Source organism: Kitasatospora sp. NPDC059973 (assembly GCF_042737525.1).
Taxonomy (GTDB): domain Bacteria; phylum Actinomycetota; class Actinomycetes; order Streptomycetales; family Streptomycetaceae; genus Kitasatospora.
The window spans coordinates 53027-71403 of the sequence record NZ_JBHWUI010000021.1 but is presented as its reverse complement, the minus strand read 5'-3'; the positions used below and the strand labels follow the sequence as shown (position 1 = coordinate 71403).

Annotated in this window: 18 protein-coding genes; 5 read left to right on the top strand and 13 right to left on the bottom strand. The window is 72.6% G+C overall.

What is annotated here, in order from left to right:
• Positions 1–296 precede the first annotated feature (296 nt).
• Positions 297–2567 carry a glycosyl hydrolase family 18 protein gene (locus tag ACFWA9_RS08760; RefSeq protein ID WP_380384684.1) on the top strand — a complete coding sequence of 757 codons (2271 nt, stop codon included), beginning with the start codon at positions 297–299 and terminating at the stop codon, positions 2565–2567.
• 70 nt (positions 2568–2637) lie between these two features.
• Here ACFWA9_RS08760 and ACFWA9_RS08755 read toward each other — a convergent pair whose 3' ends face one another.
• The 11 genes from ACFWA9_RS08755 to ACFWA9_RS08705 all read right to left on the bottom strand — a co-directional run bounded on the left by ACFWA9_RS08755 (position 2638) and on the right by ACFWA9_RS08705 (position 13378).
• On the bottom strand, positions 2638–3348 hold the full coding sequence (locus ACFWA9_RS08755; RefSeq protein WP_380384682.1) for a spermidine synthase: 711 nt from the start codon (positions 3346–3348) through the stop codon (positions 2638–2640).
• An 85-nt stretch (positions 3349–3433) separates the two neighbouring features.
• Positions 3434–4471 carry a putative sulfate exporter family transporter gene (locus tag ACFWA9_RS08750; protein WP_329492353.1) on the bottom strand — a complete coding sequence of 346 codons (1038 nt, stop codon included), beginning with the start codon at positions 4469–4471 and terminating at the stop codon, positions 3434–3436.
• A 13-nt stretch (positions 4472–4484) separates the two neighbouring features.
• Complete coding sequence (locus tag ACFWA9_RS08745) at positions 4485–5051, bottom strand: cysteine dioxygenase family protein (RefSeq protein ID WP_329490740.1); 567 nt, start codon at positions 5049–5051, stop codon at positions 4485–4487.
• A 116-nt stretch (positions 5052–5167) separates the two neighbouring features.
• Positions 5168–6082: a LysR family transcriptional regulator gene (locus ACFWA9_RS08740; protein WP_329490739.1), complete on the bottom strand. Its 915-nt coding sequence runs from the start codon at positions 6080–6082 to the stop codon at positions 5168–5170.
• Positions 6083–6193: 111 nt separating this feature from the next.
• Complete coding sequence (locus ACFWA9_RS08735) at positions 6194–7057, bottom strand: amino acid ABC transporter permease (protein WP_380384678.1); 864 nt, start codon at positions 7055–7057, stop codon at positions 6194–6196.
• Positions 7054–7698 carry an amino acid ABC transporter permease gene (locus ACFWA9_RS08730; RefSeq protein WP_329490737.1) on the bottom strand — a complete coding sequence of 215 codons (645 nt, stop codon included), beginning with the start codon at positions 7696–7698 and terminating at the stop codon, positions 7054–7056. The genes ACFWA9_RS08735 and ACFWA9_RS08730 overlap by 4 nt, the downstream gene beginning before the upstream one ends.
• Positions 7699–7710: 12 nt before the next feature.
• A complete protein-coding gene (locus ACFWA9_RS08725) occupies positions 7711–8604 on the bottom strand; it encodes a glutamate ABC transporter substrate-binding protein (RefSeq protein WP_380384674.1) in 894 nt (297 codons plus the stop codon).
• 10 nt (positions 8605–8614) lie between these two features.
• The gene (locus ACFWA9_RS08720; protein WP_359806889.1) at positions 8615–9379 is read right to left on the bottom strand and encodes an amino acid ABC transporter ATP-binding protein; all 765 of its coding nucleotides are present in this window, start codon (positions 9377–9379) and stop codon (positions 8615–8617) included.
• Entirely contained in the window at positions 9376–9621 is a 246-nt protein-coding gene (locus ACFWA9_RS08715) for a LapA family protein (protein WP_380384671.1), read from the bottom strand. Before ACFWA9_RS08715 ends, ACFWA9_RS08720 begins: the two co-directional genes overlap by 4 nt.
• 168 nt (positions 9622–9789) lie before the next feature.
• The gene (locus tag ACFWA9_RS08710; protein WP_380384668.1) at positions 9790–11562 is read right to left on the bottom strand and encodes an ABC transporter ATP-binding protein; all 1773 of its coding nucleotides are present in this window, start codon (positions 11560–11562) and stop codon (positions 9790–9792) included.
• Between the two features lie 43 nt (positions 11563–11605).
• Positions 11606–13378 (bottom strand): ABC transporter transmembrane domain-containing protein, encoded by a 1773-nt coding sequence (locus ACFWA9_RS08705; RefSeq protein ID WP_380384665.1) that lies wholly within the window; start codon positions 13376–13378, stop codon positions 11606–11608.
• Positions 13379–13698: 320 nt separating this feature from the next.
• On the opposite strand from ACFWA9_RS08705, the gene ACFWA9_RS08700 reads away from it, so the two are divergent.
• Positions 13699–14565: an aldo/keto reductase gene (locus ACFWA9_RS08700; RefSeq protein ID WP_352292438.1), complete on the top strand. Its 867-nt coding sequence runs from the start codon at positions 13699–13701 to the stop codon at positions 14563–14565.
• 132 nt (positions 14566–14697) lie between these two features.
• Here the strand turns inward: ACFWA9_RS08700 and ACFWA9_RS08695 are convergent, their stop codons facing one another.
• Positions 14698–15564, bottom strand: coding sequence for a MarR family winged helix-turn-helix transcriptional regulator (locus tag ACFWA9_RS08695; RefSeq protein WP_352292440.1), 867 nt, complete (start codon positions 15562–15564; stop codon positions 14698–14700).
• Between the two features lie 423 nt (positions 15565–15987).
• Between ACFWA9_RS08695 and fabG the strand changes: the two genes are divergently transcribed.
• The gene (fabG, locus tag ACFWA9_RS08690; RefSeq protein WP_329490731.1) at positions 15988–16755 is read left to right on the top strand and encodes a 3-oxoacyl-ACP reductase FabG; all 768 of its coding nucleotides are present in this window, start codon (positions 15988–15990) and stop codon (positions 16753–16755) included.
• A 232-nt stretch (positions 16756–16987) separates the two neighbouring features.
• Complete coding sequence (locus ACFWA9_RS08685; protein ID WP_380384660.1) at positions 16988–17773, top strand: phosphatase PAP2 family protein; 786 nt, start codon at positions 16988–16990, stop codon at positions 17771–17773.
• Here the strand turns inward: ACFWA9_RS08685 and ACFWA9_RS08680 are convergent.
• Positions 17724–17912 (bottom strand): I78 family peptidase inhibitor, encoded by a 189-nt coding sequence (locus ACFWA9_RS08680; RefSeq protein WP_329490729.1) that lies wholly within the window; start codon positions 17910–17912, stop codon positions 17724–17726. The two genes, ACFWA9_RS08685 and ACFWA9_RS08680, sit on opposite strands and share 50 nt — an antisense overlap.
• 75 nt (positions 17913–17987) lie before the next feature.
• Here ACFWA9_RS08680 and ACFWA9_RS08675 point away from each other — a divergent pair, with 75 nt between their 5' ends.
• Positions 17988–18260, top strand: a complete 273-nt coding sequence (locus ACFWA9_RS08675; protein ID WP_329490728.1) for a DUF6343 family protein — start codon at positions 17988–17990, stop codon at positions 18258–18260.
• Positions 18261–18377: the final 117 nt, after the last annotated feature.

The following is an 18377-nucleotide window of genomic DNA, read 5'->3' as shown; positions in this document are numbered from 1 at the left end:
GCCCCGCACCAGGGGCGGCCGCCGGTGCGCGTCCGCGCCCGGCCCCACTGACCGGCGACCGCGCCGCCCGCCATGTCCACCACCGTCAACTGGTACAGACCTATTGCCAGTTGCCGACCGGCTCCCTACCCTCGGGGAGCACAGGATCCTGACGGCACCCCGACGGCCGGAGGTCTCCGGTTCCGCGCCGCCCGACGGCCCGGAGCTCCCGCACGCTGCTCCACGCACCTGACACCTCCCCACAGGTAACGGGGCGACCCGGCATGCCCGGAGGCCCCAGGACAGGAGCCACAACCATGCGCCGACGTCGGATCAAGCTGCCGCTGCTGGCGGCCGGGACCCTGATCGTCCCGCTGCTCGCCGTCTCCCTGCCCAGCACCGCCGCCCACGCCGCCGGGTCCGCCACCGCGACGTTCACCAAGGGCAGCGACTGGAGCACCGGCTACGAGGGCAGCTACACCATCACCAACGGCTCCAGCGCCGCCCTGCCCAGCTGGACCCTGGAGTTCGACCTGCCGGCCGCCAACACGGTCGCCTCGCTCTGGAACGCGAGCTACACCACGGCGAGTTCGCACGTTACGGTCAAGAACCCCAGCTGGGCCGGCAACCTGCCGCCGGGCGGCACGTACAACTTCGGCTTCAACATCGCCTACTCGGGCGCCTACAAGCCGCTGCTCAACTGCAAGCTGAACGGCCAGCCCTGCGACGGCGCCGGCGGGGACCAGAGCGCGCCGACCGTGCCCGGCGGCCTCCGGGCCGGCACCACCACCCAGACCACCGTCGACCTCGCCTGGACGGCGAGCACCGACAACGTCGGGGTCACCGGCTACGACGTGTTCCAGGGCGCCACCAAGGTCGCCACCACGGACGGCGCCACCACGGCGGTCACCGTCCAGGGCCTGACCGCCGGCACCGCCTACCAGTTCACCGTCCAGGCCTTCGACGCCGCGGGCAACCGTTCGGCCGCCGCCGGCCCGGTCACCGCCACCACCAAGCCGCCGACCGACCCGGACCGCCAGGCGCCGACCACCCCCGGCACCCCGCTGGTCACCGGCTCGGACGCCAACAGCGTCTCGCTCACCTGGGGCGCCAGCACCGACAACATCGGGGTCACCGCCTACGACGTCTACAACGGCACCGCGCTCGCCGCCACCGTCACGGGCACCTCCGCCACCGTGGGCAACCTGGCTCCGGACACCTCGTACACCTTCACCGTGAAGGCCCGTGACGCGGCCGGCAACGTCTCCCCCGCGTCGAACGCCGTGACCGGCAAGACCCAGCCCGGCGGGAGCAACCCCGGCGCGCTGAAGATCGGCTACTTCACCCAGTGGAGCATCTACGCCCGCGGGTACAGCGTGAAGCAGCTCGACACCTCCGGCTCGGCCGGCCGGCTCACCACGCTCAACTACGCCTTCGCCAACATCCACCCGACCACCAAGCAGTGCTTCATCACCAACAAGGCCGCCGGACCGGACAACGACCCCAACGCGGGAGACGGCGCCGGTGACGCCTGGGCCGACTTCGGCAAGGGCTGGGACGCCGGCAGCTCGGTGGCCGGCACCACCGACACCTGGGACCAGAAGCTGGCGGGCAACTTCAACCAGTTGAAGCAGCTCAAGGCCAAGTACCCCAACCTCAAGATCCAGATCTCGCTGGGCGGTTGGTCGTACAGCAAGTGGTTCTCCGACGCGGCCGCCACCGACGCCTCCCGCAAGGCGCTGGTGAGCTCCTGCATCGACATGTACATCAAGGGCAACCTGCCGGTCATCGACGGCCGCGGCGGCCCGGGCAGCGCGGCCGGCATCTTCGACGGCATCGACCTCGACTGGGAGTGGCCGGCCTCCGGCGGGCACGACGGGAACATCTTCCGCCCGACCGACAAGGCCAACTACACCCTGCTGGCCCAGGAGTTCCGGCGCCAGCTGGACGCCCTCGGCGCCACCACCGCCAAGCACTACACGCTGAGCGCCTTCCTCCCGGCCGACCCCGCGAAGGTCACCGCCGGCATCGACATCCCCGGGCTGTTCGGCGCCTTCGACTTCGCCACCATCCAGGGCTACGACTACCACGGCGGCTGGGAGATGAGCACCAACCAGCAGTCCGCGATCAAGCTCGCGGCCGGTGACCCGAGCACCCCGGACCGGCAGTTCAGCTCCGAGATCGCCATCAACGCCTACCTCAACGGCGGCGCTCCGAAGAGCAAGCTGACCCTGGGCATCCCGTTCTACGGACGCGGCTGGACGGGGGTGCCGCGCGGCACCACCAACGGCCTGTTCCAGACCGCGACGGGCCCCGGCCCGGGGACGTACGAGGCCGGCTTCGAGGACTACAAGAAGCTCAAGCAGATGGCCACCGGCGGCGGTTACACCATTTACCGGGATCCGGTGGCCGGCCACGCGTACATCTACAACGGGACCGTCCTCTACACCTACGACGACCCGATCGAGATCGCCCGCAAGACCGCCTGGATCAAGTCCCAGGGGCTGGCCGGCGCGATGGTGTGGGCCTTCGACGGCGACACCCCGAACGGCGAACTGATGGCCGCGGTGGACAACGGTCTGAAGTAGGCCACCGGTACAGCCCAGCCCGGCCCAGCCCGCCCGGCCCGGCCCAGGACGACCCTGCCCGGCGCGGCGCTCAGTCGGCGCGCCGGGCCAGGTGCACCACGTCCGGCACTCCCCGGGCGACCTCGATCTCGTGGGTGACCACGTCCGAGAAGCCCGCCGCGCGCAGCGCCTCCTCGAAGTCCGGGGAGGGCTGCGCGCTCCAGACCGCCAGCACCCCGCCCGGCCGCAGCCGGTGCCGGAGCACGGCCAGCCCGTCGGCGCCGTAGAGCCCGGCGTTGGAGTCGGTGACCGTCCAGTCCGGGCCGTTGTCGATGTCCAGGCAGAGCGCGTCGTAGCGCTCGCCGTCCGCCGCCGCCAGGTACTCCAGCAGGTCGGTGTGGAGCACCGCCACCCGCTCGTCCTCCAGCGCGCCGCCGGAGAAGGCACCCAACGGACCACTCCGGTGCCAGTCGATGATCGCGTTCTCGCGCTCGACGATCGCGATCCGGCCCCAGCGCGCCTCGGCCACCGCGTACGCCAGCGAGAATCCGACGCCGAGCCCGCCGATCAGCACCGAGGGGCGCTCCACCGCGGGGCCGGTGCGGTCCAGCTCGTCCAGCGCCGCCTGGACCAGCAACCGCTCGGAGCGGCCGTCGGCGGTGTCCATCAGGAAGCAGCCGTTCGCGATGATCTCGAAGTGCCGTCCGCGCCGACGCAGCACCACCTCGCCGAACGGGCCCTCCCGCCGGTCGAGGGTGACGACGGCCTCCTGGTCGTCCCGTGCGGGCAGTGCGATGGACATGCGGCGATTCCTCCCGGGCTCGGGTGCAGAACGGCTCGGCGAACGAGTACCCGCCCGACAATAGCCGAGGCCACCGCCCCGCCGGTCACGTCGTGATCAGCACCCCCGCGTAGCTGACGCCGGCGACCATCACCCAGGAGGCCAGCCCCAGCAGGGCGATCCGCCCGCCGGTGCGCAGCATGGTCGGCAGGTGCACGGCGCTGCCGAGGCCGAACAGCGCGGCCGCCAGCAGCAGCTCCTGCGCGTCCCCGGCCAGCGTGAGCGCCCGGTCGGGCAGCACGCCGGTGGTCCGCAGCGCGATCATCGCGAGGAACCCGGCCACGAAGAGCGGCACGATCGGCGGCCGCTTGCCGGTGGCCCCGGGGGTGCCCCGGCGCGCCCGCCGCATCGCGACGGCGACCCCGGCGACCAGTGGCGCCAGCAGCACCACCCGCATCAGCTTGACCAGGACGGCCTCGCGCAGCGCGCCCGCCCCGCCGGTCTGCGCGGTGGCGACCACCTGCCCGACGTCGTGCACGCTGGCGCCGACCCAGCGCCCGAACCCGGCGTCGTCCAGCCCGAGCGGCTGGTGGAGCAGCGGGAGGACGGCGATGGCCAGGGTGCCGCAGAGGGTGACCAGCGCGACGGAGGCGGCGACGTCCTCCTCCTCGCTGCCGGCGGCCTGGCTGACCGCGCCGATCGCCGAGGCCCCGCAGATCGAGTACCCGGTGGCGACGAGCAGCGGCTGGTCGCCCGGCAGGCCGAGCCGGCGTCCGAGCCAGACGGTCCCGGCGAAGGTGGCGGCCACCACGGCGACCACCATGGCGACGGTGGCCCAGCCGAGGCCGAGCACGTCGTCCAGGCCGAGCTTGAGGCCGAGCAGCACGATGCCGAGCCGCATCAGCCGCTTCCCGGCCGTCGAGAGGCCCGGCCGGGCCACCCCGCGGACCACCGGGCGCAGCCCGGGCAGGTGGGCGGCGGCCATGCCGAGCACCACGGCGGCGGTGAGCTTGGGCACGGCGGGCACGGCCTGGTGGATCGCGAGCGCGGCGGCCACGCCGAGGGCGGCGAGCAGCAGCCCGGGGACGTCGCCGCCGAGCGGGGGCAGTGCGCGGGTGCGGACGGGCCGGTCCCGGAGGGTCAGTGCCACGGCGTGCTCACCGCCGCCCGTCGGCGGGCAGCCGGTAGACGCGCCGGATGCTGGTGCCCAGCCGGGAGACGTCGGCGCCGTAGACGTGGATCGAGATGGCCGTGGAGGAGCAGGCGTTGCGCACCAGGTGGATGTCGCCGGGCGGGGCGAAGGCGGCGACCGTGCCGGCCGGGCCGACCACGTGCTCGGTCTCCACCAGGTGGGCGGTGCGTCCGTCGGACACCAGCCGGTAGCGGGTCTCGCTCTCCTTGCCCTGGTGGACGCCGGCCACGCACCAGGAGACGTGGTCGTGGATCGGGGTCTCCTGGCCGGGCAGCCAGACCAGCGCGACGACCGAGAACCCGCCGTCGGCCTCGGCGTGCAGGACGTGCTGGCGGTAGCGGTCGGGATCCCCCTCGCGCTGCGCCTCGGTGAGCAGGCCGGCGTCCCCCAGGTGCGGGGCGAGTCGCTCACCGACCAGGTAGGCGGTGAGTTCCGGCGGCAGGCCGCGGTCCACGACCGCGCGGATCTCGCCGACCAGGGCGGTCATGCGCTCGGTGAGCCGGTCGCTGCCGACCGTGGCGGAGGGTGTCATGCCAGCAGGTTGGCCCCGGCCGACCCATCACGTCCAAGGAGGGTTCTTTCGCTCTTCCCCAAACCCCGCTTATGGATTGACCTCGGGCCGACGGGCCGGTCGTCGAACGGCGGGGATCAGCAGCCCACCCGCGAGGCCGCCGCGGACCGCAACTGGTCCAGCACCAGCGCGGTGGCCGGGATCCGGCGGTGCTCGCGGAGCACGTACGCGCTCACCTGGCGCCGCAGGTGCGGCTCGACGGCGCGCCCGGTGACCTTGCGGTGGCACATGAAGGAGAGCACCAGCGCGGGCATCAGCGCGATCCCGACCCCGGCGGCGACCAGGCTCTGCACCGCCAGGTTGTCGTCGGTGGAGAAGACGATGTCGGGTGCGAAGCCCTCCTCGGCGCAGACGTGCAGCAGGTTGGCCCGGCAGCGCGGACAGCCGGCGATCCAGCGCTCGCCGTCGAGGTCGGCCAGCCGGACGGCGTGCCGGCGGCCCAGCGGGTGGCCGACCGGCAGCAGCACCGTGAGCAGGTCCTCCATCAGCGGGATCTCGTCCAGCTCGGGCGGCAGCTCGGCAGCGACGCCCGGGTAGCGGAAGGAGAGCGCGATGTCGCACTCGCCGCGCAGCAGCCGCTGCACGGAGTCGGGCGGTTCGGCCTCCAGCAGTTCCACCCGGACCCCGGGGTGCTCGGCGAGCAGCCGGGCCATCGCCTGGGGTATCAGGGTCGCGTTGGCGCTCGGGAACGCGCAGACCCGGACCCTCCCGGCGCGCAACCGGGCGAGCGCGCCGAGTTGCTGCTGGGCCGCGGCGAGACTGCCGAGGATCAGTTCGGCGTGCCGGGCCAGTGCCTCACCGGCCTCGGTGAGGCGCAGCCCGCGCCCGGCCCGGGTGAACAGCGGCACTCCGACGGACCGCTCCAGCGCCTTCATCTGCTGGGTGATGGCGGGCTGGGTGTAGCCGAGTTCGCGGGCGGCGGCCGAGTAGGAGCCGGCCCGGACGACCTCGTGGAAGGTCCTGATGTGCCGCGAGTCGAATACCGGCTCCACTGCCCCTCCACCTGCCCGCGCCCCTGGTCCCAGGAATCATAAGCAGACTTTGGAGATGCCGGAGCTATTCCCACCCGCACCTATGGTTTCTCCGGTGCGTTCCCGACGCTCCTACTCATCCGGGGGCAGCCCCAGCACCAGTCCGGCCTCGGCGACCGGTGCGCCGCCCTGGGTGCTCGGACTGCGCCGGGTACGGGCCTCGACCCACCGGGCCAGCCAGGAGAGCGCCAGGCACATCCCGATGTAGATCGGCGAGATCACCATCACCACCGGGATGAACGGCAGGTCGTAGTCGAGGTTGGTGGCGATCAGCTTGCCCGCGTGCAGGAACTCCTCGTAGGTGATCAGGAAGCCCAGCGAGGTGTCCTTGAGCGCCACCACCAGCTGGCTGATGATGGCCGGCAGCATCGCCCGGTTGGCCTGCGGCACCAGCACGTAGGACATCACCTGGGTCTTGCGCATGCCCAGCGCGTACGCCGCCTCGCGCTGCCCGGCGGGCACCGCGAGCACACCGGCCCGGAACACCTCGGCCAGCACCGAGCCGTTGTACAGCACCAGACCGGCCACCAGCGCCCAGAGCGGTTCCACCTTGAGCGCGACGAAGATGAAGAAGATCATCACCAGCACCGGCATGGCCCGGAAGAACTCCACCACCAGGGTGGAGAGCCAGCGCACCGCCCGGTGGTCGGAGAGCCGCCCGGCCGCGAACAGCGCGCCGAACGGCAGCGCGAACAGCACCGTCCATCCGAAGGCCTTGAGCGTGTTCCCCAGCCCGCGCAGCAGCAGGTCCTGCACGCCCTCGTACTCGAAGGCCATCCACTTCTGGTACGTGAACTGCTCGGTGTGGAACAGCATGTAGACGATCCACCCGATCAGCACGGCGATCGCGACCAGTGCGATCAGCCCGTACAGCCGGTGCCGGGCCAGCGCCTTGGGGCCGGGGATGTCGTAGAGCGCCGAGGATTCCACCGTCATCGCGACACCGCCACTCGTCGTTCCAGCACGTTGAAGAGCGCGCTGACGGCCAGGGTGATGATCAGGTAGCCGACGGCGATCCAGACGAAGGTCCAGATGATGCTGTACCCCAGCTCGTTGATGGTCCGGTAGCTGCCGAGCAGTTCGGTCACGCTGAACGAGCCGGCGATCGCGGTGTTCTTGGCCAGCGCGATCATCACACTGCCGATCGGGGCGACCACCGACCGGTACGCCTGCGGCAGCACCACCAGGCTCATCGTCTGCCCGAAGGTCATGCCCAGGCTCCGGGCCGCCTCGCCCTGGCCGCTGGGCACGGTGTTGACCCCCGCGCGCATCGCCTCGCAGACGAACGCCGAGGTGTAGCAGCCGAGCGCGAGCACCGCGAAGGTGAAGAACGGCAGCGTGATGTCGAACCGCGGCAGGCCCAGCACCACGATGAAGAAGAGCAGGGTCAGCGGGGTGTTGCGCAGCAGCGTCACCCAGACCGTCCCGAACACCCGCAGCGGCCGCACCGGCGAGACCCGGAAGCCGGCGATCAGCACGCCCAGCACCAGGGCGAGCACGGCGCTCACCACGAACAGCGAGAGGGTGCCGAGGAAGCCCTCCCAGTAGGTCGACCAGTTGTCGGTCAGCGTCTTCACGGGGCGGCCCTCTCAGTACCGGTCGATCGGCGGCGGGGTCGGCGCGGGCACCCCGGACAGGCCGAGGGTGGCGTCGTAGGCCCGCTTCCAGTCACCGTTCTCCTCGTGGTGCGCCAGGGCGTCGTCCAGCGCGTAGCGCAGCACGGTGTCGTCCTTCGGCGTCCCGATCCCGTACGGCTCCTGGGAGAACAGCGGCCCGACCACCTTGAGCTCGTCCGGCACCTTGGCCGCGTAGCCCATCAGGATCGTGTTGTCCGTGGTGACGGCGTCCACCTGGCCGGTGATCAGGTTGTCCACGCAGGCCGAGTAGGTGTCGTAGCCGATCAGCTTGACGTCGGGGTACTGCTTCTGGATCCGCTGGTACGGGGTGGAGCCCGCCGCCGAGCAGACCTTCTTGCCGTTCAGGTCCTCCGGGCCGTGGATGGTGTCGTTGTTCCTGCGCACCAGCAGCGACTGGCCGGCCAGGTAGTACGGTCCCGCGAACCCGACCAGCTTCTTGCGGTTGTCGTTGATGGTGTAGGTGCCGACGTAGTAGTCCACCTGCCCGTTCTGCAGGGCGGTCTCCCGGTTGGCGGAGGCGATCGTCCGGAACTCGATCCGGTCGGGCGCGAAGCCCAGGTCGGCGCCGACCATCTTGGCGATCTCGATGTCGAAGCCGGAGTACTCCCCGGTGGCCGGGTTCTTCTGGCCGAGGTAGGGCTGGTCCTCCTTGGCCCCCACCACCAGGTGGCCCCGGGCGCGCGCCGCGTCCAGGGTGGGCGAACCGGTGATGCCGGCGGCGTCCCGCACCTGGTAGCTGGGCAGCGCGCTGGGCTGCGGACCCTTCGGCGGCGGGGTGCCCTCCTTGCCGCAGCCGGCCAGCAGCACGATCAGGGCCGCGGCGGCGAGCGTCCACTTCCTCGTCACGGCGCCCGCCTCAGTGCTTCAGGATCTTGGACAGGAAGTCCCGGGCGCGCTCGCTCTCCGGCGCGCCGAAGAAGTCCTCGGGGGCACGGTCCTCGACGATCCGCCCGTCGGCCATGAACACCACCCGGTTGGCCGAGGCACGGGCGAACCCCATCTCGTGGGTGACCACCACCATGGTCATGCCCTCGTGCGCGAGCTGGCGCATCACGTCCAGCACCTCGTTGATCATCTCGGGGTCGAGGGCGGAGGTGGGCTCGTCGAAGAGCAGTGCCTTGGGCTCCATGGCGAGCGCCCGGGCGATCGCGACGCGCTGCTGCTGGCCCCCGGACAGCTGCGCCGGGTACTTGTCCGCCTGGGCGACCAGCCCGACCCGCTCCAGCAGGGCCCGGGACTTCGCGTCCGCCTCCGCGCGCGGCCGGCCGCGGACCTTGATCTGCGCCAGCGAGACGTTCTGCAGCACGGTCTTGTGGGAGAACAGGTTGAAGGACTGGAAGACCATCCCGACGTCCGCGCGCAGCAGGGCGAGCCCCTTGCCCTCCGCGGGCAGCGGTTTGCCGTCGATCGAGATGCTGCCCGACTCGATCGGCTCCAGGCGGTTGATCGCCCGGCAGAGCGTGGACTTGCCGGAGCCGGAGGGCCCGATCACCACCACGACCTCGCCGCGACCCACCGTCAGCTCGATGTCCTGCAGCACGTGCAGCTCGCCGAAGTGCTTGTTGACGCCCCGCAGCTCGATCAGCGGCTCGAAGGCGGACGCCCCCGGCGGTGCCGTCACTTGGTGCTCCGCCCCTTCAGCAACCACCCCAGCGCACCGCCCGCGAGCAGGGTGGCGAGCAGCGCGATCCAGAGCGGCGCGGTCACGGTGAACACCCAGAACTGGATCTTCACCCTGTCGAGGTTGGCGAACAGGAACCACACCGCGAGCACGACGATGACGCCGATCCCGATGTACCGGGTGGGGACGCCACCGATCTCGCTGCGCCGGGTGCTGGAGGAACCGTCTGAAATCTTGGTCACACGCGCAGTCTGGGGGCCGATCGACCGACTTGTCCGGTTACGCGCCCGGGAGTAACCCGCACGGGGCAACCCTGCCCCGTGCGGGTTTGCGCTGTGCCACCGGGAGCGGCCGGCCACCGGTGGCCGGTCGGGGCAGCAGAGCGCCCGGGGGGCCGCTGCCGCCCCCGGTTACCGCTCGTCCCGCCAGGACCGCCAGAGCGCCGCGTACGGACCGCCCGCGGCGACCAGCTCCGGGTGGCTGCCGTACTCGCTGATCCGCCCGCCCTCGACCACGGCGATCACGTCCGCGTCGTGGGCGGTGTGCAGCCGGTGCGCGATGGCGATCACCGTCCGGCCCTCCAGCACCCGCGAGAGCGAGCGCTCCAGGTGCCGGGCGGCCCTCGGGTCCAGCAGCGAGGTGGCCTCGTCCAGGACCAGGGTGTGCGGGTCGGCCAGCACCAGTCGGGCCAGCGCCAGTTGCTGCGCCTGCGGAGCGGTCAGCGCGGTGCCGCCCGAGCCGACCTCGGTGTCCAGCCCCTGCGCCAGCGCGTCCACCCACTCCCCGGCGTCCACCGCGTCCAGCGCGGCGCGCAGCTCGGTGTCGGCGGCGTCCGGCGCGGCGAGGCGCAGGTTGTCCCGCAGGGTGCCGACGAAGACGTGGTGCTCCTGGTTGACCAGGGCCACCTCCGCCCGGACCCGCTCGGCCGGCATCCGCGAGAGCGCCGCCCCGCCCAGCGTCACGCTGCCCCGGCCGGGCGCGTAGATCCCGGCCAGCAGCCGGCCCAGGGTGGACTTGCCCGCACCGGAGGGACCGACCAGGGCGACCCGGCTGCCCGGGGCGACGTCCAGGCTGATCCCGTGCAGCACGTCGGCGCCCTCGCGGTAGCCGAACCGGACCTCGTCGGCCCGCACGTGCCGGCCGTCCGGGCGGGCGGACTCGTCGCTCTCGTGCTCGGGCACCTCGCGGACCCCGACCAGTCGCGCCAGCGAGGCCTGCCCGATCTGCAGCTCGTCGTACCAGCGCAGGATCAGGTCGACCGGGCCGGTGAGCGCCTGGGCGTAGAGCACCCCAGTGGTCAGCTGGCCGACGGTGATCCAGCCCTCCAGCGTGAACAGGCCGCCGAGCACCAGCGTCCCGAGCACGGCCAGGGTGTAGACCGCGTCGATGGTCGGGAACCAGACCGAGCGCAGCCAGAGGGTGTACCGCTCCCAGGCGAGCCACTCGCCGAGCTTGCGGTCGGTGAGCCGGACCCGGTCGTCGCCCAGGCGCAGCGTCTCGACCGTCCGCCCGGCGTCGACCGTCTCGGCCAGCACGGTGTTGACCGCGGCGTAGCCGGCCGACTCGTTGCGGTAGGACTGCGGGGCCCGCCGGAAGTACCAGCGCGAGCTGGCCAGCAGCAGCGGCAGGCCGATCAGCGAGGTGAGCGCGAGCAGCGGTGAGGTCACCACCAGGGCGCCGAGCACCAGCAGCAGCGATACCACGGCGACGGCCAGCTCGGGCACCGCCTCGCGGACCGACTTGTCCAGCCGGTCGATGTCGGTGGTGCCCCGGGAGACGAGGTCCCCGGTGCCGGCCCGCTCCAGCACACCGGTCGGCAGCGTCACCGACCGGACCAGGAAGTCCTCCCGCAGGTCGGCCAGCACCCGCTCGCCGAGGACGCTGCCGCGCAGCCGGGACCACCAGGTGAAGGCGGACTGCACCACCAGGGCCAGCAGGTACCAGGCGACGGCCACCGCGATGGTGGACCCGGCGGTGCCGGTGGCCAGCGACTCGACCAGCGTGCCGAGCACCCAGGGCCCGACCAGGCCGGCCACGGTGGCCACCGAGTGCAGGCCCACCACGGCGCCGAAGCCGGCCCGGTGCCGCCGGGCGAGCAGCCGCAGGTAGGCGCGGACGGTGGCCGGCGAGCCGACCGGCAGGGTGGTGGCCGGTCCCTGCTCCTGATGGGCGGGGGGCTTCATGCGGTGCTCCTCGGCTGGGCGGGGCGGCGGACGGGTGCGGGGCTCATACGCCCTCCCCGACGGCGACCGGTTCCTCGTCACGGGTGACCACGGCGCGGTAGGCGGGCTCGGTGCGCATCAGCTCGCGGTGGCGGCCGGCCGCGACGGCCCGGCCGCCCTGGAGCAGCACCACCCGGTCCGCCTGGTCCAGCAGCAGCGGGCTGGTGGCGAACACCACCGTGGTGCGCCCCTCCCGGCTCGCGCGCAGCCCGGTGGCGATCCGGGACTCGGTGTGGGCGTCGACCGCGCTGGTGGGCTCGTCCAGGACGAGCACCGGCGGGTCGGCCAGCAGGGCGCGGGCCAGCGCCAGCCGCTGGCGCTGGCCGCCGGAGAGCGAGCGGCCGCGCTCGGTGATCCCGGCCCGCATGGCGTCCCCCGCGCACTCGGGCGAGCCGTCCACCAGCGCGTCCAGGACGTCCTCGGCGCGGGCGGCGGCCAGCGCCTCGGCGGGGGTGACCCGGCCCGAGGCGGGGATGTCGAAGAGCTCGGCCAGGGTGCCGGAGAGCAGCACCGGCTCCTTGTCGTGGACCAGCACCGCCGCCCGGGCCTCGGCCAGCGGCACGGCGTCCAGCTCGGTGCCGCCGAGCCGGACGGAGGGCTGCGCCCGCTCCCCCTCGCCCAGCGGGACGTGCCCGCCGAGCCGGCCGGCCAGCGCCCCGGCGAAGTCCGGGTCGCCGCAGACGACGGCGGTCAGCTCACCGGCCCGCAGCGTCAGCCCGGTCACCGGGTCGAACAGGTCGGCCCGGCCCGGCCCGGTGAGCACGGCCTCGGCGGTGCCGGTCGTCCGGCTGAGCGAGAGCACCCGGACGGCCCGCCCCGCGGAGACCCGGGCGACGCTCCAGGCGTGCGCGGCCTCGCCGAGGATGCGCAGCGGCGCGGCCAGGTAGGCGGTGGCGCCGTACACCGCGACGAGGGTGCCGATGCCGATCTCCCCGTCCGCGGCCAGCCGGGCCCCGTACCAGGTGACGCCGACCACGAAGAGGCCCGGCAGCAGGACCTGCTGGGCCTGCATCAGCGACCAGACCCGGGCCGAGCGGACGGCGGCCGCGCGGACCCTCTGGGAGGCCGCCCGGTAGCGGTCGAGGAACAGCTCCTCGCCGCCGATGCCGCGGAGCACCCGGAGCCCGGCCACGGTGTCGGCGGCCAGCTCCGTCGCCTTGCCGCCGAGCGCGCGCTGTTCGGAGTAGCGCCGCTCGAAGGGGCCGAGCAGCGGCCAGACGGAGGCGGCCAGCACCGGGACGCCGAGCAGCACGGCGAGGCCGAGCACGGGCTCGGCGACCAGCACCGCGGCGCTGACCGCCAGCCAGACCAGCACCGCGCCGCGGAGCCGGGCGACCAGCTCGACGTACCAGCCGATCTTCTCGACGTCCCCGCTGCCGACGGCGACGATCTCACCGGTGGCGATCCGCCGGGACAGCCCGGCGCCCAGGTGGGAGGCCTGACGGGAGACCAGTTGGCGGACCTGGGTGGCGGCGTGGATCCAGTTCCACACCGCCTGGCGGTGCAGCATGACGGCGCCGAAGGCGGCGACGACGGCCAGGGCCAGCACGGCGGCACCGGCCCGCCGGAGGCCGGCGGCGTCGCCGTCCACGGCGGCCTGGACGCCGAGGCCCACCGGGAGCGGCAGGGCCGCCCGGCTGCCCATCTCCAGCAGCGACCAGCAGGTGGCGAGCACCTGACCGCGCCGCTGGCTGCGCTGCAGCCAGCGCAGGAAGGCGAGGGGGGAGGAGAGATCCGGGTCGCCGGGATCGGCCAGCGGCAGGGTCTTGAGCGGCATGACGCTCCGTTGGGGGTGGTGCGGGCGAATGGCGACGACGTGCTCGTCGCGCGGTGGCGCCGGGAGCACGTGGTGGGGGAAGGGGAGGACGGGGCCGGTGCGGTCACGGCCGGGGGGCTGCTCAGGAGGTCATGGCAGCGAGCCTGCCAAGGCGACTGTGAGCTGCGCAACAGGTTTTCCGCGTCGCGCGCCCCCTCCCGGACCTCCTGCGCACGCCGGTACAACGCGTCAGAAAATTCTTTGCCCGGCCGGGAACAATCCGGACAACGGGCAGGTTGGTCCACACGAACCTATGGACAACCAGGAGGGCACCCCTTCCCGTGAGCACCATCCCCAGCGTCACCCTCAACAACGGCTCGCAGATCCCGCAGCTGGGCTTCGGCGTGTGGCAGGTCCCGGACGCCGAGGCCACGGCCGCCGTCCGCACCGCCATCGAGTCGGGCTACCGCTCGATCGACACCGCGGCGATCTACGAGAACGAGGCCGGCACCGGCCGGGCGATCGGCGAGGCGATCGCGGGCGGCGGCGTCGCCCGTGCGGACCTCTACGTCACCACCAAGCTCTGGAACTCGGGCACCCGCGACTGGTCCGGCCCGCAGGGCCGGGACGCGGTGCTGCGCGAGTTCGACGCCTCGCTGGCCAAGCTCGGCCTGGAGTACCTCGACCTCTACCTGATCCACTGGCCGCGCCCGATGCACGGCACCTTCCCGAACGTCTGGAAGGCCTTCGAGCAGCTCCTGGCCGACGGCCGGGTCAAGTCGATCGGCGTCTCGAACTTCGGGGCCGAGCAGCTCACCCGCCTGCTCGACGAGGCCTCGGTCGTGCCGGCGCTGAACCAGGTCGAGCTGCACCCGTACTTCCCGCAGGACGAGCTGCGCGCCTTCCACGCCCGGCACGGCATCGCCACCGAGGCCTGGAGCCCGCTGGGCCAGGGCAAGGAGCTGCTCGCCGAGCCGGTGCTGGCGCAGATCGCCGAGAAGCACGGCCGCACGGTCGCCCAGGTGGTGCTCCGCTGGCACCTGCAGAGCGGCGTCGTCGCGATCCCGAAGTCGGTCACCCCCTCCCGGATCAAGGAGAACCTGGACGTGGCCGGCTTCGAGCTGGACGCGGCCGACCTCGCCGCGATCGCCGGCCTCGCCACCGGCGTGCGGATCGGTCCGGACCCGCAGGAGTTCGACTGGAGCTGACACCCTCGGTGAGCACGGCGCCGTCGCCGTGCTCCTGAAGGACCGTCAACACCGAAGGCCGCCTTCCCCCATTCGGGTCGGCGGCCTTCGGTACGTTGGCGAATCGTTTTGGCTGGATTTCGAAGGCGAAGGCTAGAGCCTGGCCGCCTTGGCGATCAGCGCCATCGCCGGTTCGTGCTCGTCCTCGTCCAGCGGACCGAGCAGCAGCCGCTGGACCTGGGCGACGCCCGCGGCCGAACGGTGCAGCAGGTCCTGACCCGCCGGCGAGAGCGACAGCAGGTTGCGCCGCCCGTCCGAAGGGTCGCGCCGGCGCTGCACCAGGCCGCGCCGGACGAGCCGGCTGACCATCTCGGCCATCGTGGCCTTGTCCAGCGAGGCCAGCTCACCGACCGTGCGCTGGTCCGCGCCCGGTTCCAGTTCGAGGGCGTCGAGCACCGCGTACTGCGGCGCCGTCAGCTCCGAACCGACGTGCTCCGACCAGAGCTTGGTGTGCACCTGCTGGCTCACCCTGATCAGATAGCCGATCGCCCGCTGGGCGTCCAGCATCGGCCGCGCGTCGGTGAGGACGGCGACCGCAGCGGGTTCAAGCCTGGCTATCTTGGCCATCACCCGGACAATCTCCAGCTGCTCCTCGGCCGCGAGCGGCTCGAAGAGCGTGCGCTGCACGCGGACCACTCCGCCGGTGGCCTCGCGCACCGCCTGTGCGCCGCTCTGCGAGAGAGCGAGCAGTTTGCGCCGGCCGTCGGCCGGATCGCGGCGTCGCAACACCAGGCCGCGCCGGACGAGCCGGGCGACCATCTCGGCCATCGTGGCCTTGTCCAGCGAGGCGCGCTCGCCGACCGTCCGCTGGTCAGCACCCGGTTCGAGGGCGAGGACCAGCAGAACGGCGAACTGCGGAGCCGTGAGATCGGCTCCGACGTGTTCGGACCACAGACGGGTGTGTACCTGCTGTGCAACGCGGATCAGGTGCCCGGGCGACTGCTGCAGTCGCGCGGACACGCGGGTCGTCGGGATCTCCCCCAGCACCATGTATCCGTCCCGATGTCACACCCGGTGTGTGTGGGACACCCGGGTGGGGCAGTAACGGCGAGTGGGCGTCCCGCTGTGAGGGAGGGCGCTCCAGCCGTGCAGCCGGTGGCTGCTGGCGGACACTATACAAACGGCTGGCCCTTGCTGGCAGGCGGGGGCGGATAGTAGACGCAGGTTCGGCAACATTGGCATATTTACGCGCCGTGCCGACCCGTGGGTAACCCGTTCGCAGGAGAAAGCCGACCGGCCGGTCCTTACCCTCGGTCACCTGCGCCTTCCGCCCTGGCCGCGCACCCTACTCGCCGGTAGGGTGTGGCCCACTCAGCGGTCCACCCTCCGCCGGGCGACTCCGCGGGAGCCTCCCGGCGAGATCCGAGAGAGACGAGAGCGAGCATGACCGAGCAGAGCACCGCCCCCAGGGTCGCCGTCGTCACCGGCGCCGCACGCGGCCTGGGCGCCGCCACCGCCGAGCGGCTGGCGGCCGACGGCTACGCCGTCGCCGTGCTGGACCTGGAGGAGGCGGCCGGCCAGGACGCCGTCGACCGGATCACCGCCGCCGGCGGCCGGGCGATCGCCGTCGGAGCGGACGTCTCGGACGCCGGACAGGTGCAGGCCGCCGTGGACCGGATCGCCGCCGAACTCGGCCCGCCGGTCGTCCTCGTGAACAACGCGGGCGTGCTGCGCGACAACCTGATCTTCAAGATGTCCGAGTCCGACTGGGACACGGTCATGAACGTTCACCTCCGCGGCGCCTTCCTGATGACCCGCGCGGTGCAGAAGCACATGGTGGACGCCGGCTTCGGCCGCGTGATCAACCTGTCCTCCTCCTCGGCCCAGGGCAACCGCGGCCAGGCCAACTACTCCGCCGCCAAGGCCGGTCTGCAGGGCTTCACCAAGACCCTCGCCATCGAACTCGGCCGCTTCGGCGTCACCGCCAACGCGGTCGCCCCCGGATTCATCGCCACCGACATGACGGCGGCCACCGCCGCCCGGGTCGGGATGGAGTTCGAGGAGTTCAAGAAGGCCGCCGCTTCGCAGATCCCGGTCCAGCGGGTCGGTGTGCCCGAGGACGTCGCGCACACCATCTCGTTCCTGGCGAGCGAGGGCGCCGGATTCGTCTCCGGCCAGGTCATCTACGTGGCCGGCGGTCCCCTCGACTGAGCCATCGAACCTACACAGGGTTACCACGGAGTGGGAACCGGCGTGGCCGGTCTCCTACTCCGTGTGTTTTGCCCGCCCTTGGGAATGGGCGATCGGTGTTCGCTTGCACATTCGACAGGGGAATATCGGGAAATCGGACCGGAGCGAGGGCGATCCGGTCATTCAAACGCCGCTCCGAAGAATTCCGAATTCCACCGGGAGTCACGCCGGTCCACTGGGTAGGGTCACCCGCGTGCGAGCGCCGAGTGAAGTGCAGGAGAACCCGACCGCCCGCGGCAAGCGCTCCCGCCGCACCTCCGGAGAACCCGGCTGGCCCCCGCTCGGCCGACGGCGCGCGGGGCTGCTGGCCCTCACCTCGCTCGGCTACCTGATGGTGGTGGCGGGCGTCCTCCTCGACACCCCGCTGGTCGACCTCGACTGGGCGGTGCGCCTCGCCCGCCCCTACGAACGGTGGCCCGGGCCGCAGCCGCTGCTCGACAACTGGGTGGTGGCCGGGCAGCGCGGCCCGTCCGCCGTGGCGGCCTTCGCCTGGCTCGGCTGGCGCGCCCTCCGGCTGCGGCGCCTGCGCCCGCTGCTGGTGATGGGGGCAGCCCTGCTGCTGCTCAACGTCACGGTGGGCGCGGTGAAGATCGTCACCGGCCGACTGGGCCCCCACTACGCGCACTACGTCGGCTCGCCCGAACTCTTCTCCGGCGGCACCATATTCCCCTCCGGGCACACCGCCAACGCGGTGGTCACCTGGGGCGTCCTGGCCTACCTGGCGGTCCGGTGGCGGCGCGGCGGCGCGGTGCTCGCCGGCGCCACCGCCGCTTCGGTCGGGCTCACCACGATCTACCTGGGCACCCACTGGGTCACCGACGTCCTGGCCGGCTGGGCCGCGGGCCTGCTGGTGCTGCTCTCGCTGCCTCTCCTGGAGCCCCTGGTGACCGCCCTCGAACAGCGGGCCGCCCGGCGCCGGGGGCCGGCGCTCACCCCTCCCAGCTGCGTTCCACGACCCCGTCGCGCACCGCGAGGTTGAGCCGCCCCTCGCGGTGGTCCATGGTCATCATCGCCCCCGGCTGGAGGACCCGCACCGAGGTCCAGCCGTCCCGGTGGGCCAGCTCCCGCGCCCGCTCGACCCGCAGGCCCGCGTAGCCCTCCGCGTCCGCTTCCGGCATCGCCCCTCCCCCGCTCGTACCCGGACGTACGCTGGAATCGTAGACCGGATCCCGTCCGACGGGAGGTGCGCGGGTATGCGAGCCACGACGCCGCGGCGCTGGCGCAGCGGCACCGAACCCAGTACCGCCCGGAGCGACCTCAAACTGCGCTATCTGCTCTCCCTGACCTTCACCCCGCTGTTCGCCGTCGCGACGGTGGCTTTCGCGATATGGGCCGCCAACGCCCCGGCGTACGGCGCGCCCGGCCGGGGCACGCTCACCGGATTCGCGGTGGCCTGCGGGCTCCTCACCCTGTTCGCCGTGGTCGATCTCGTCATCGTCATCCGGCGCCGCCGGACCGAGCTCTGACGCGGTGTCTCCCACGGAGTGGGAAGTCGGCCCGGCCGACTTACCACACCCCCGCGGCCCGGCCCGCTCAGCGGGTGGCGACCGCCTGCGTAACCAGCGAGCCCCCGAAGTACCAAA

Bases quoted from the DNA above. Each gene is read 5' to 3' on its own strand.
- ACFWA9_RS08760 (WP_380384684.1), top strand. From the start codon at position 297: ATGCGCCGACGTCGGATCAAGCTGCCGCTGCTGGCGGCCGGGACCCTG.
- ACFWA9_RS08755 (WP_380384682.1), bottom strand. From the start codon at position 3,348: ATGTCCATCGCACTGCCCGCACGGGACGACCAGGAGGCCGTCGTCACC.
- ACFWA9_RS08745 (WP_329490740.1), bottom strand. From the start codon at position 5,051: ATGACACCCTCCGCCACGGTCGGCAGCGACCGGCTCACCGAGCGCATG.
- ACFWA9_RS08735 (WP_380384678.1), bottom strand. From the start codon at position 7,057: ATGACGGTGGAATCCTCGGCGCTCTACGACATCCCCGGCCCCAAGGCG.
- ACFWA9_RS08710 (WP_380384668.1), bottom strand. From the start codon at position 11,562: ATGAAGCCCCCCGCCCATCAGGAGCAGGGACCGGCCACCACCCTGCCG.
- ACFWA9_RS08705 (WP_380384665.1), bottom strand. From the start codon at position 13,378: ATGCCGCTCAAGACCCTGCCGCTGGCCGATCCCGGCGACCCGGATCTC.
- fabG (WP_329490731.1), top strand. From the start codon at position 15,988: ATGACCGAGCAGAGCACCGCCCCCAGGGTCGCCGTCGTCACCGGCGCC.
- ACFWA9_RS08680 (WP_329490729.1), bottom strand. From the start codon at position 17,912: ATGCCGGAAGCGGACGCGGAGGGCTACGCGGGCCTGCGGGTCGAGCGG.
- ACFWA9_RS08675 (WP_329490728.1), top strand. From the start codon at position 17,988: ATGCGAGCCACGACGCCGCGGCGCTGGCGCAGCGGCACCGAACCCAGT.